The organism is Mesorhizobium sp. NZP2234 (assembly GCF_013170765.1).
In the GTDB taxonomy this organism is placed as follows: domain Bacteria; phylum Pseudomonadota; class Alphaproteobacteria; order Rhizobiales; family Rhizobiaceae; genus Mesorhizobium; species Mesorhizobium loti_D.
The window spans coordinates 1,299,163-1,311,705 of record NZ_CP033364.1; the positions used below are offsets into that span (position 1 = coordinate 1,299,163).

Genomic DNA, 12,543 nt, shown 5'->3' on the forward strand with positions numbered 1-12,543 from the left:
CCCAAAAGTACGCTCCGCTCCGGTTCTCGGAAGCCTCCATTTTCGGCTCGGCCTGACCTGAATCCCAACACACCCCGGCCAGTGCTGCTTAGAGCGTGTTTCACTTACATTGAAGCATATCCAGCGTTGACGAGATAGTTGGCGCATTCAGCGGGTTGAAAGCTTTCGAGGAGTGTTCCGATACGTCGCCATGTGGCCTCGACGGTCCGTTCTGAAGCCTTTCGCATGAGGTGCTTGAGCTTGGCGAAGACCTGCTCGATCGGGTTTAGGTCTGGACTGTAGGGTGGCAGGTAGAAAAGCTTGGCTCCGGCCGCGCGAATGGCACGACGAATGGCTTGCCCCTTGTGACTTCCAAGATTGTCCATGACGACGATGTCACCGGGCGAGAGCGTCGGCACGAGGAACTGCTCAACCCAGGCCGCAAAGCTTGCACCGTTGATGGGACCATCAATGACGCAGGGCGCGTCGATGCGCTCGCAGCGCAGCGCGGCCAGGAAGGTCAGCGTGCGCCATTTGCCATGCGGAGCCTTGGCGACCAATCGGTGCCCACGAGGCCCCCAGCCTCGTAGCGGCGCCATGTTGGTTTTTGCCCAGGTTTCGTCGATGAACACCAGGCGCCGTGGATCAAGCCTGCCTTGATACTTCCTCCATTGTGCCCGGCGCCGCGCAATCGCCGGCCTGTCCTGCTCGCTGGCGAACAGCGTTTTTTTTGAAGCTGAACCCGGCCTCCTTCAGCACCCGCCACACCGACACCGGGGCTGCCACGATGCCGCGCTCGGCAAGCTCCGCCGACAGCGCTCGCACGCTCACATGCGACTGTGAGGCTACCCGCTCCAGCAGCCACACGCGATGTGGCTCCAAATCCCGGCCGGATTGACGCCCCATGCGCAACGCCGATGCGCTTCCGCTCAATCGTTGGCGTTGCGACCACTTCACAACACTCGCCACGCTCACCCCGAACAATGCAGCCGTTTCCCGGCATGTCCGGCCAGCCGCAACCGCTGCCGCAACGCGCTCACGAAGATCGTTTGAATAGGGTCTTGGCATCCGATGCTGGCCTCCGCCCAGCCAGCATCTTGAATCACAAAATCACCTCGGCGTGAATCCCAACCGATTCAAATCAACAGCAACACGCTCTAGGCGGCGTTGCGCTGCCGCTCAAGCGCCAGCCAGCCGCGCTCGTCGATCGTGATGCCGATATCGTCGTAGCCGGCGATGGCTGCATGGTGCGTCGGCGACGGATGCGCGTGGGTGGCGCTGATCACCATGACCGCGGCTTGCGCGGCCTCGGCTGCCGAGATGCCGGCCGGAGCATCCTCGAACACAAGGCAGTCGCGCGCATCGACGCCGAGCCGTTCCGCTCCCAGCCGGAAGCAATCGGGCGCCGGCTTGCCGCGGGAAACGTCTTCCGCGGCGACGAGGACGGCGGGAACCGGAATGCCGGCGGCCTTCATGCGCGCCAGCGCCAAGGAACGTGGCGCCGAGGTTACGATCGCCCAGCTTGCGCTCGGCAACGCATTGAGAAACGCCACGGCGCCGGGGATCTGGACAATGCCATCCAGATCGTCGGCCTCGGCCTTCAGCAACAGGTCGGCCTCATGCGCCGGATCGACGCCTGGAAGGGCGAGGTTCGTGATGGTCTCGATCGCCCGCACGCCGTGGATCGTCGGCAGGAAGGCGGCGACGTCAAGACCATGGCGGCGTGCCCAATCGCTCCACACCCGCTCCGCCGAGGCGATGGAATTGATGAGGGTGCCGTCCATGTCGAAGAGGAAGGCGGCGAATTTTCTGCCAGAAAACATGATTTTCCTTGAAGTCCGGGGGAGCGTGTCGAGGGAGGGCCCAACCGTAACGTCAAGCCACCGACATGGAAAGGCGCGAGGCGTATTTTGGGGCGGTGCAGGGAACCACCGCCACATTGCGACGTTTCAACGACATTGCTTTCCATGACGATCGAAGGGGACGTGCGATGCTGATCCGGCTCGGCTACGAAATCGCTATTGAATGCGCCGAGGCCACTCCCGTGATTTCGCTGCTGGAGATACACAAGGACAGGCAATCCGACATCAAGCGACAGACGCGCGTGCTGACCTCGCCTGCGGTGCCGACCAGGCTCTATCACGACCTGCATGGCAATGGCTGCCGCCGCTTCACCGCGCCTGCCGGTACGTTTCGCATCCTCTATGACGCGGTCGTCGAGGACAGCGGCGAGACGGACGAAGTCAACACGCTGGCCAGGGAAGTGCCGGTGGCCGAGTTGCCCGACGAGGTGCTGGGTTATCTCCTCGGCAGCCGCTACTGCGAGACAGATCACCTCAGCAGCCTCGCCTGGCAACTGTTCGGTCATCTTCCGCCCGGCTGGGCGCGGGTGCAGGCGATCGTCGACTATGTCCACAACCGGTTGTCGTTCGGCTATGGCTACGCGCGTTCGACCCGCACGGCGGCGCAGGCGAATGAGGAACGGGTCGGGGTCTGCCGTGACTTCGCCCATCTGGCGATCACGCTTTGCCGCTGCATGAACATTCCGGCGCGTTATGTGAACGGCTATCTCGGTGACATCGGCGTGCCGATCGATCCGGCGCCGATGGATTTCTCGGCCTGGATGGAGGTGTTCCTCGACGGCAAGTGGTACACGTTCGATCCACGCCACAACCGGCCCAGGACCGGCCGCGTCGTCATCGCACGCGGCCGCGACGCCACCGATGTGCCTTTGCTGCACAGCTTCGGCCCACACCGGCTCACCCTGTTCAAGGTGTGGACCTACGAACAGGAAGGCAAGCTGTTCAATCCGCCCCATCACGGCGTCGACAGGACGGTCAGCGCACAGATGCTGGCTTAAGCGCATCGATATCCAGGCGATGCCGGCCTGCAAACGGCCTGATCTTGAATCTCAACGCAGCTCGGTTCTCTGCCGCATCATTTCTATCCGCAATTATCGGGACAGTGATCCGCTTCGGTACAGAAGGGCTGTGCCGCAACAGGACGGCGCCGACCACGGCGTGATTGCTTTGATCCGGGCATGGTAAGCGGTCCGTAAACACCACCGAAGTCGCGCGATCCTGTTTACCGATCGTTCACCTTTATAAGGATCGAAATCCAATAAAAACAACAGGTTGAGATCTGCCAATCCGCTCCGGGGCATAATTGGAGCCGTCCGGCTGGAATCCTGCATTGCCCTCATCGCGGCGACGAGGCCGAGGCATGCGGAGGTTGTTGGATGCGAAATTACGGGGGTCTTGTCCACGCGGTCGGCGGGTTCGCCAGACATAGGGGTGGAAATTTCACGGTCCTGTTCGGCTTTGCTGCCTCGGTCCTGGCGCTGGCCGCCGGCTTCTCGGTCAACGTCGCGCAGCTCTACAATGCCAGATCGAGCCTGCAGGGCGTGGTCGACGCCGCGGTGACGTCAACGGCGCGCGACCTGACGACCGGCGCCATCAAGGAAGCCGATGCCGACAAGGCAGTGCAAGCCTTTCTCGACGCCAACAGCATGGCCGGCATCCTGTCGGCCGACCAGGTCGTGCTGGACAGGCTCACCGTCAACCCGACGGCCAGAACCGTGCAGGCGGATGTGCATGTCGATGTCAGCCTATATTTTCCGTTGTTCGGCATCAGTGACATGCGGCGCGTCGCCGCCTCCACCACAGCACTTTATTCGGACAAGCAGGTCGAGGTCGCCATGATGCTCGACATAACGGGATCGATGGCGAAACGAGGCAATGTCGACAAGATCGGCGATCTGAAAGCAGCCGCGAAGAACGCCGTCCAGACGATGCTCCAGAACCAGGATCCGAAGAACCCCCGCATCCGCGTCGCGATCGTGCCTTACGCATCCGGCGTAAACGTCGGCAAGCTGGCGGAAAACGTCTACGCCGAGAAGCAGGCGAGCTCTGATCTGCCGCCGGTCGCCGGCAGTTCGCTTCTCGTCGCAAAGACGGGCAAGACGACATTGCCGTCCTTCGGCGACTACAAATCCATTGTTGGCGCGGCAATGCCGAAGACCGACAATTGCGCGACGGAGAGGAAGGACAAGAACGGCAATGCGGATTTGAGTGCCGACGGCCCGGACACGGTTCGCACCGACAAGACCGGCAAGAACTACTACGCCCTGGTCAACCGGGATGATCATCTGGGTGGCGGGAGCATGAACAGATGCCCTGACGCGGAAGTGATCCCGCTGACGGCTGATTCCGGCGCATTGCTTGATTCGATCGGGGCCTTCCGGGCCGGTGGTTATACGGCCGGCGCGATCGCCATCCAGTGGACCTATTACATGCTGTCGCCGCAATGGCGGGCTGCGATCAAGAGTGCCGGTCTCGGCAACGGCGCCTCGGATGCCAATGCAAAGAAAATTGCCAAGGTCGCGATCCTGATGACCGATGGCCAGTTCAATACCGCCTTCGCCGGAGCCGGGGGGAACTACAACGGCCAGGGCAACCTTGCACGTGGCAACGCCGAGGCCCTGTGCGGCAACATGAAAAATGATGGCATCGAGATTTTCACCATTGGCTTCGATCTGAACGACAAGGACATGTCGCCAACCGAGCGGGACCAGGCAAAGGCGGTGCTGAAGGGCTGTTCGTCGAAAGACGCTTCCGCCGCGGACAGGCATTATTTCGAGGTGTCCACCGGAGTGGAATTGGACGCCGCCTTCCAGGAAATCATCCGCAACACCGAGAAGGTCGCACTGACCCAGTAATCCACAAAAAGGAAAAGGCCGCCGCTTCTTTCGAAGCCGGCGGCCTTCCGTGTTTCCGTCCATGGCGCGGCCTGTGGCGGCAACCCCTTCGGGTTACCTGCCGCGCATCTCGCGCCTTAACGGGAAGACTGCTTCCCGAAAGTGCAATCCGCTGAGGCCACGTTCTGGAAAACGAAATCACTCGACATCGGATCACCTCCTTTCGATTTGTTGAACACATGCTCATGATGGGGTGCGTTGCAGCAAATGACAAGGTTGCCATGCTGAAAAAGGCGCCTGCCGGAAAATCCCGCCCGGGCAGATACGCGTGCTTCGGCTTGCGATCCACGTCCCGAACGGACAAGATTGTGAGATCGGGCCGCGGGGGAACGAGCATGGATGCCACCGAAAGAGCCGCGCGCATCGTTCGAACGGTAATCGAGGCCCTGAAGCCGGGCTTTGCCGTCCGCCTGTGGACCGGAGAACGGATCGGTCCCGCCGAGGGACCGGTGCTTGCCATCAACGATCAGGACATTGTCTGGCAGTTGGCCCGCCGGCCCAATTTCTCGACGCTGCTGGAGATGTGGATTTCCCGGACGATCGACGTCGAGGACGGCTCGCTGTTCGATCTCTACGCCTTGCCTTCGAAGGGAAAGCTGAGGTTGAAGGCATTGCCGAAGCTGGCGATCCTGCGCGACCTGCCCGCGGTCCTGTTCTCGCGACGGCAAATGACGAAACGGGCCGACCTGACCGGCCGCAATCCCTTCGTCAGCGGTTCCAACAAGCAGGCGATCGAACACCACTACGATATTTCGAACGCATTCTACCGGCTCTTCCTCGACGAGCGCATGGTCTACACCTGCGCCTATTTCACCGATTTCGCCAATGGGATCGATCAGGCACAGAAGGACAAGCTCGACCATATCTGCCGCAAGCTCCGGCTGAAGCCGGGCGACCGTCTGCTCGACATCGGATGCGGCTGGGGGGCGATGCTGATCCATGCCGCGAAGCACTATGGCGCCATCGGCCATGGTGTCTCGCTGTCCGAGGAACAGACCCGGCTGGCGCGCGAACGCATCCGCGCAGAAGGGCTGGAGGACAAGATCACCATCGACATCAAGTCCTATACCGAACTCGACGGCAGCTATGACAAGATATCGTCGATCGGCATGTTCGAGGCCGTCGGTCTCGCCAACCACGCAACTTACTTCTCGACCGTCCATCGGCTGTTGAAGCCGGGCGGCATCTACCTGCACCACGCCATCACACGCCGCGGCAAGGGCGGAACGCGGAAGACGCTGCGCAAGGGCGCGGAATACAAGGCGCTGATCAAATACATCTTCCCCGGCGGCGAGGTCGACACGATCGGCATGACAACAGGCAATCTCGAGGCGCACGGCTTTCTCGTCGCCGATGTCGAGAATCTGCGTGAGCACTATGCCCGCACCTGCAGGCTGTGGGCCGAGCGCCTGCATGCCCGTTTCGACGAAGCGATCGCCGAGGTCGGGGAGCCCAGGCGCGGCTATGGCTGCTTTACCTGACCGGCTGTTCGATCACTTTCGATCGCGGCTCGGCGCAGATTTTCCAGACCGTCGCCACCAAGCGCGCGCGGGGGCCGAGCGGCCTGCCGCCGACGCGAGCGGATCTGTATCGGTAGCTACAGGAAGCGCATCGCGTCGCCGACCTTGATGCCGGCCGGCCGATCCACCGTGCAGTAGACGCCGAGATTGTGGGCGTTGTGGCGAACCAGGTTGCGAAGGATCGCCGGATCGTTGTCGAAGCCGTCCTGGGCGATGATGGTGAAGCCGCAGCGGCGGCATGGTTCGGAAATCGTCAGGAGCAGGTCGCCGATCGCGAGCTTGCGGCCGATCCATTCCGTTTCGGGAAACGAGCCTTCCATCGCCGCCATGTCGACGACGATGTTGGGGCGGAAGCGGCGCGCGTCGGCCGCCCCATCCGGATGCAGCGCCTTCAGCCGCGCAAGCGAAGCCGTGGTCAAGAGGTGGATCGGCGCCTTGGTGTAACGCGCCTGCGTGACCGGACCGGCATAGGCCGGTGGTGCATTCTCCCGGCTGAATGGTCGGATCGAGGCGGCAAAGCCGAGATAGGCCGATACGGCGCCGTCGCATTCGGTGCCGGGCGCGACCAGCCAGTCGCCGTCAGGGACGGCGACCTCCAGGTCGCGATCATTGGCCAGCCGGGTTCGGATGCGCGGCACCTTGTGCCATTTCGCCTCGCGGTCGGGCCGGGCAATCTCGTTGTCCGAGGTATCGACGAGGCCGAACATGCGGTCGCCCGCCATGCCCGCCGGTCCGACCATGATGGCGTCCCTGCGCTCGCCGGCGAGCGAACTTGCCGGATAGCGCCAGAGCTGGCTGACGGAGCCCAATGCGGCGTCTTCCCGCATCAGCCCTTCTTGTTCTGCCGGTTGGCAACGAGGTCGTCGACGACCGCCGGGTCGGCCAGCGTCGAGGTGTCGCCAAGCGCGGCAAAATCGTCCTCGGCGATCTTGCGCAGGATGCGGCGCATGATCTTGCCGGATCGCGTCTTGGGCAGGCCCGGCGCGAACTGGATCTTGTCCGGCGAAGCGATGGCGCCGATCTCCTTGCGGACATGGGCGATAAGCTCCTTGCGCAGGTCCTCGGTCGGCTCTTGCCCTTTCATCAAGGTAACGTAGCTGTAGATGCCCTGGCCCTTGATGTCGTGCGGGTAGCCGACGACCGCGGCCTCGGAAACCTTCTCATGGCTGACCAGCGCGGATTCGACTTCGGCCGTGCCCATGCGGTGGCCGGAGACATTGATGACGTCGTCAACGCGGCCGGTGATCCAGTAGTAGCCGTCGGCGTCGCGGCGGCAGCCGTCGCCGGTGAAGTACTTGCCCTTGTAGGTCGAGAAATAGGTCTGCACGAAGCGGTCGTGATCACCATAGACGGTGCGCATCTGGCCCGGCCACGAATCGGTGATGCAGAGATTGCCGTCCGCGGCTCCTTCCAGCACCTTGCCTTCGCCGTCGACCAGCTGCGGCTTGACGCCGAAGAAAGGCCTTGTCGCCGAGCCTGGCTTGAGGTCGGTGGCGCCAGGCAGCGGGGTGATCAGAATGCCGCCGGTCTCGGTCTGCCACCAGGTGTCGACGATCGGCACCTTGGCATTGCCGACGACGTTGAAATACCACTCCCAGGCTTCCGGATTGATCGGCTCGCCGACCGAACCGAGAACGCGCAGCGACTTGCGCGAGGTCTTCTTCACCGGGTCGTTGCCGGCCCCCATCAGCGCGCGCAGCGCCGTCGGCGCGGTGTAGAAGATGTTGACCTTGTGCTTGTCGATGACTTCCCAGAAGCGCGACTGCGACGGGTAGTTGGGCACGTCTTCGAACATCAGCGTGGTGGCGCCGTTGGCGAGCGGGCCATAGACGATGTAGCTGTGGCCGGTGACCCAGCCGACATCGGCGGTGCACCAGTAGATGTCGCCATCATGGTAGTCGAAGACATATTGGTGCGTCATCGATACGTAGACGAGATAGCCGGCCGTGGTGTGCAGCACGCCCTTCGGCTTTCCGGTCGAGCCGGACGTGTAGAGGATGAACAGCGGATCCTCCGCCTTCATCTTCTCGGGCTTGCACTCGGCCTTCACCGACGCGACTTCGTCATGGTACCAGACATCACGGCCAGGCGCCCAGCCGATCTTGCCGCCGGTGCGGCGCACGACGACAACGTTCTTCACCGTCACATGGTGTCTGGCGGCAATGTCGATCGCCTTGTCGGTGTTCTCCTTCAGCGGGATCGGCTTGCCGCCGCGCAAGCCCTCGTCGGCGGTGATGACGAAGGTCGATTCGCAGTCGACGATGCGCCCGGCCAGCGCGTCCGGCGAGAAGCCGCCGAAGACGATCGAATGGATGGCGCCGATGCGTGTGCAGGCCAGCATCGCATAGGCGGCTTCCGGGATCATCGGCATGTAGATGGTGACGCGGTCGCCTTTCTTGACGCCGTGCTTCTTCATCACATTGGCGAGCCGGCAGACATGTTCGTACAGCTCGTTGTAGGTGATCTTCTTGTCGTCGTAGGGATTGTCGCCTTCCCAGATGATGGCGGTCTGGTCGCCGCGCTTCTTCAGGTGGCGGTCGATGCAATTGTACGAGACGTTGGTCAGCCCGTCCTCGAACCACTTGATCGAGACCTTGCCGTCGAAGGAGGTGTTCTTGACCTTGCTGAAGGGCTTGAACCAGTCGATGCGTTTGCCGTGCTTGCCCCAGAATTTGTCCGGGTTCTTGATGCTGTCGGCATACCATTTCAGGTAGGTGTCATTGTCGATCAGCGCATTCTTCTTCCACGCCGGCTGGACGCGATGGACATGAACCTCGGACATTCCTGATCTTCCTCCCGAACCAATCCGCCGGCTTGAAACGCCGGCGGGATCGCGGCGACGCAGCCGCGAATTCGGCGGCATTATTACCAGTTCCGCCGTAACGGCAATATTAGACGTTGGATTCGCGCGGCGGGATGCCGCAGGGAGCCCCGTACACGCTGTCAGCACTCGAACCGGTTCGCTGCTAACTGTATGTTTTCGCATCGAAAAGCCTGTTTCGATCAGGAAAAATCAATAGACAGTTAAGCAACGGCGCGCACAATCTGACGTTGGGAGGAAAGGAGACTCAACCTGGGGACCGCCATGCGCGACCATTCCGAAATGGACCTGATGCTCAAGGGCTATGGCTTGACCACGGCCAAGATTCTTTATCACTTTCCCGACCATCCCCATCTCCTGCAGAGCTTCATCTGGCAGGACTACGACCTGGCGCCGCAGTTTCCGGTATTGATCCGCTTCATCGAATTCTGGAGGGCGAAGCTCGACGGGCCGCTGCATTCGGTCGTCTACACGCACCAGAAGCTGATCGCGCCGAATGAATGGCGCAAGGTGGACGGGGAGTTCGTGCTGCACTGAGCGCGACCGCAGACGGTCTGTTTCCATTCTCATGCGGCGACAGCAACGCGGCGGTCGTCTATTGTTCGCTGGCGGCGCGGCAAGGCAGGGTGCCCCAAGGCGGCGTCCGCGATCGGGAGAACGGACATGACCGCTTTCGACTATGCCGCGCTGCTGCTTCGGGTCAGCGTCGGCGGCCTGTTTCTTGCCCATGCCTATTTGAAATACGCCGTCTTCACGCCGAAAGGCACAACCGACTATTTCCAGTCGCTCGGCGTGCCCGGCTATTTCGGCTTGATCGCCATTGCCGCCGAAACGGCCGGCGGGCTTGGCCTGATCTTCGGCGTCGCCACGCGGCTGGCGGCCATCCTGCTCATTCCGCTGATGCTGGGCACGATCGTGCTCGTCCACGGCAAGAATGGTTTCTGGTTCACCAATGCGGGCGGCGGCTGGGAATATCCGGCGTTGTGGATCGTCTGCCTGGTCGTCATCGCCCTCATCGGCAGCGGCCACGCGGCACTCTGGCCGATCTGGGGATAGGGCGTTCCGGGTCCTGGGTCGCGTACCACGCGACCCAGGCAGGAGATGTCACACCGCCGGTGGGTTAAGCCGGGCGAAGCCTTCCTGGCGGCGATAGGGGAAATACGGGTAGGGCGCGGTGACTTCGCTCGCCGCGTCGAGTTTCTTCACCTGATCCGGCGTCAGCGCCCAGCCGACCGCGCCGAGGTTCTGGCGCAACTGCTCCTCGTTGCGGGCGCCGATGATGACGGAGGAAACGGTCGGGCGCTGCAACAGCCAGTTGATGGCGATCTGCGGCACCGTCTTGCTGGTCTCCTGCGCCACCGCGTCCAGCGCGTCCATGACCCGGTAGAGATGCTCGTCCTCGACCGGCGGGCCGAAATCCGCCGTGTCATGCAGCCGGCTCTTTTCCGGCAGCGGCTGGCCACGGCGGATCTTGCCGGTCAGCCGGCCCCAGCCGAGGGGGCTCCAGACCAGTGCGCCGACGCCCTGGTCGAGGCCGAGCGGCATCAGTTCCCACTCATAGTCGCGGCCGACCAGCGAGTAGTAGACCTGATGCGCGGCATAGCGGGGATAGCCGTGCTTGTCGGCCTCCGCCAGCGACTTCATCACTTGCCAGCCGGAGAAGTTGGAGACGCCGACATAGCGCAGCTTGCCGGCGCGCACGAGTTCGTCCAGCGTCGAAAGCACCTCCTCGATCGGCGTGCCGGCATCAAAGGCATGCAGTTGCAACAGGTCGATGTAGTCGGTGCCGAGGCGTTTCAGCGCGGCGTCCGTGGCCTTGATCAGCCGCGAACGCGACGAGCCGTAGTCGGCCGGCCCGTCACCCATCGGCAGCGAGGTCTTGGTCGAGATCAGCACGGCGTCGCGGCGGCCCTTGATCGCTTCGCCCAGCACCTGTTCCGAGGCGCCGCTCGAATAGACGTCGGCCGTGTCGAACAGATTGACGCCGGCTTCAAGGCAGATGTCGATCAGCCGCCGCGCTTCCCTGGCGTCGCTGTTGCCCCAGGCACCGAACAGCGGGCCGGAGCCGCCGAAGGTTCCCGCGCCGAACGAGAGTGCGGGCACTTTCAGGCCCGATGCGCCGAGACGTCGATAATCCATTTTCTGCTCCTGGTGGTTTGGAAAGAGGAAAGGCAATCCGGTTCGCCGACGAGCGTCAGGACCGGACGGAGACAGGCTCGCCGAGCGCGTTGGTGCGATCGAGGCGCAGGGCCAGCCCGGCCACGGCGAGTGCGGCGACCGGCAGCAGGGCGGCGACCCAGGTGAGCGAACCCAGTCCGAGGCCATGGGCGATGACCGCGCCGCCAAGCCAGGCGCCGGCGGCGTTGCCGAGATTGAAGGCGGCGATGTTGAAGGACGAGGCGAGGCTCTGGCCGGCGCCTTGCGCCTTTTCCAGCACCCACATCTGCAGCGGCGCCACCGTGGCGAAGGCCGCGGCGCCCAACAGGCCGACATAGATGACGGCCATGACCTGGCTGTGGATGGCGAAGCTCATGGTCGCCAGCACAAGGGCCAGCACGACGAGACTGCCCAGCACCGCCGGCACCAGCCAGCGGTCGGCGACCTTGCCGCCGGCGAGGTTGCCGGCGATGAGGCCGCCGCCGAAGACGAGCAGGATCGGCGACACGGCGGCTTCCTCGAAGCCGCTGATCTGCGTCAACAGCGGCGCGATGTAGGTGAAGACGGCGAAGACGCCGGCATAGCCGAGCACGGTGGTGGCAAGCCCGAGCAGGACCGGCGTGCGGCGCAGCACGGCGAGATCGGCGCGCAGGTCGCTCCTCTCGAGCGCGGCCTGGCTGCGTGGCACCAGGGCCAGGATGACGGCGAAGGCCGCCAGGCCGACCACGGTGACCGCCCAGAAGGTCGCACGCCAGCCGAAGGCCTGGCCAAGCCAGGTGCCGAAAGGCACGCCGAGGATGTTGGCGATGGTGAGCCCGGTGAACATCAGCGCGATCGCCGAGGCCTTCCTGTTGGGCGCGACCAGGCCGGTGGCGACCACCGAGCCGACGCCGAAGAAGGTGCCGTGGGCAAAGGCGGTGACGACGCGCGCACCCATCAGGGTCCAGTAGTCGGGGGCCAGCGCACAAGCGAGGTTGCCCAGCGTGAAGATCGCCATCAGCGCCAGAAGCACGGTCTTGCGCGGCCAATTGCCGGTGGCGATGGTGAGCAGCGGCGCGCCGATGACGACGCCGAGCGCGTAGCCCGAAATGAGCTGCCCGGCGGCGGAGATCGAGACGCCGAGATCCTTGCTGACGTCGAGCAGCAGGCCCATGATGACGAATTCGGTGACGCCGATGCCGAAGGCACCGGCGGCGAGGGCGTAGAGAGCAAGAGGCATGGCGGTTCCCACTTTGAAAGACGGCCGTTAAGGCGATGAGCGCCCTTGTCCAATCCGCGCCCCGACCGGGAAGATCGTGTTGCCGGGTGCT

At 63.4% G+C, this 12,543-nt stretch carries 10 protein-coding genes and 1 pseudogene; 5 read left to right on the top strand and 6 right to left on the bottom strand.

What is annotated here, in order from left to right; genetic code table 11:
- Positions 1–104: 104 nt before the first annotated feature.
- Together EB230_RS06300 and EB230_RS06305 are read right to left on the bottom strand one after the other, a co-directional pair.
- Positions 105–1,047 (bottom strand): IS630 family transposase gene (locus tag EB230_RS06300; protein ID WP_156394344.1). Its coding sequence is split into 2 segments (ribosomal slippage): positions 105–710 and positions 712–1,047, totalling 942 coding nucleotides; the frame shifts between segments, so codons are not numbered across the junction.
- A gap of 89 nt (positions 1,048–1,136) precedes the next feature.
- A complete protein-coding gene (locus tag EB230_RS06305; protein ID WP_056575045.1) occupies positions 1,137–1,802 on the bottom strand; it encodes an HAD-IA family hydrolase in 666 nt (221 codons plus the stop codon).
- Positions 1,803–1,969: 167 nt separating this feature from the next.
- Here EB230_RS06305 and EB230_RS06310 point away from each other — a divergent pair, with 167 nt between their 5' ends.
- The 3 genes and pseudogenes from EB230_RS06310 to EB230_RS06320 all read left to right on the top strand — a co-directional run bounded on the left by EB230_RS06310 (position 1,970) and on the right by EB230_RS06320 (position 6,332).
- Positions 1,970–2,839 carry a transglutaminase family protein gene (locus EB230_RS06310; RefSeq protein ID WP_056575048.1) on the top strand — a complete coding sequence of 290 codons (870 nt, stop codon included), beginning with the start codon at positions 1,970–1,972 and terminating at the stop codon, positions 2,837–2,839.
- A 378-nt stretch (positions 2,840–3,217) separates the two neighbouring features.
- Positions 3,218–4,696, top strand: coding sequence for a TadE/TadG family type IV pilus assembly protein (locus tag EB230_RS06315; protein WP_172371853.1), 1,479 nt, complete (start codon positions 3,218–3,220; stop codon positions 4,694–4,696).
- Positions 4,697–5,070: 374 nt separating this feature from the next.
- A pseudogene (locus EB230_RS06320) lies at positions 5,071–6,332 on the top strand (cyclopropane-fatty-acyl-phospholipid synthase family protein).
- Here EB230_RS06320 and EB230_RS06325 read toward each other — a convergent pair.
- Entirely contained in the window at positions 6,333–7,082 is a 750-nt protein-coding gene (locus EB230_RS06325) for an MOSC domain-containing protein (protein ID WP_172371855.1), read from the bottom strand.
- A complete protein-coding gene (gene acs, locus EB230_RS06330) occupies positions 7,082–9,037 on the bottom strand; it encodes an acetate--CoA ligase (RefSeq protein ID WP_172371857.1) in 1,956 nt (651 codons plus the stop codon). The genes EB230_RS06325 and acs overlap by 1 nt, the downstream gene beginning before the upstream one ends.
- A 303-nt stretch (positions 9,038–9,340) precedes the next feature.
- On the opposite strand from acs, the gene EB230_RS06335 reads away from it, so the two are divergent.
- Together EB230_RS06335 and EB230_RS06340 are read left to right on the top strand one after the other, a co-directional pair.
- Entirely contained in the window at positions 9,341–9,613 is a 273-nt protein-coding gene (locus tag EB230_RS06335) for an usg protein (protein WP_056575079.1), read from the top strand.
- Positions 9,614–9,739: 126 nt separating this feature from the next.
- Positions 9,740–10,132, top strand: a complete 393-nt coding sequence (locus tag EB230_RS06340; protein WP_056575082.1) for a DoxX family protein — start codon at positions 9,740–9,742, stop codon at positions 10,130–10,132.
- Positions 10,133–10,180: 48 nt separating this feature from the next.
- Here the strand turns inward: EB230_RS06340 and EB230_RS06345 are convergent, their stop codons facing one another.
- The gene (locus tag EB230_RS06345; RefSeq protein WP_056575085.1) at positions 10,181–11,215 is read right to left on the bottom strand and encodes an aldo/keto reductase; all 1,035 of its coding nucleotides are present in this window, start codon (positions 11,213–11,215) and stop codon (positions 10,181–10,183) included.
- A 55-nt stretch (positions 11,216–11,270) separates the two neighbouring features.
- On the bottom strand, positions 11,271–12,452 hold the full coding sequence (locus tag EB230_RS06350; protein ID WP_172371859.1) for an MFS transporter: 1,182 nt from the start codon (positions 12,450–12,452) through the stop codon (positions 11,271–11,273).
- Between the last annotated feature and the right edge of the window lie 91 nt (positions 12,453–12,543).

Bases quoted from the DNA above. Each gene is read 5' to 3' on its own strand.
- EB230_RS06305 (WP_056575045.1), bottom strand. From the start codon at position 1,802: ATGTTTTCTGGCAGAAAATTCGCCGCCTTCCTCTTCGACATGGACGGC.
- EB230_RS06310 (WP_056575048.1), top strand. From the start codon at position 1,970: ATGCTGATCCGGCTCGGCTACGAAATCGCTATTGAATGCGCCGAGGCC.
- EB230_RS06315 (WP_172371853.1), top strand. From the start codon at position 3,218: ATGCGAAATTACGGGGGTCTTGTCCACGCGGTCGGCGGGTTCGCCAGA.
- EB230_RS06325 (WP_172371855.1), bottom strand. From the start codon at position 7,082: ATGCGGGAAGACGCCGCATTGGGCTCCGTCAGCCAGCTCTGGCGCTAT.
- acs (WP_172371857.1), bottom strand. From the start codon at position 9,037: ATGTCCGAGGTTCATGTCCATCGCGTCCAGCCGGCGTGGAAGAAGAAT.
- EB230_RS06335 (WP_056575079.1), top strand. From the start codon at position 9,341: ATGCGCGACCATTCCGAAATGGACCTGATGCTCAAGGGCTATGGCTTG.
- EB230_RS06340 (WP_056575082.1), top strand. From the start codon at position 9,740: ATGACCGCTTTCGACTATGCCGCGCTGCTGCTTCGGGTCAGCGTCGGC.
- EB230_RS06345 (WP_056575085.1), bottom strand. From the start codon at position 11,215: ATGGATTATCGACGTCTCGGCGCATCGGGCCTGAAAGTGCCCGCACTC.
- EB230_RS06350 (WP_172371859.1), bottom strand. From the start codon at position 12,452: ATGCCTCTTGCTCTCTACGCCCTCGCCGCCGGTGCCTTCGGCATCGGC.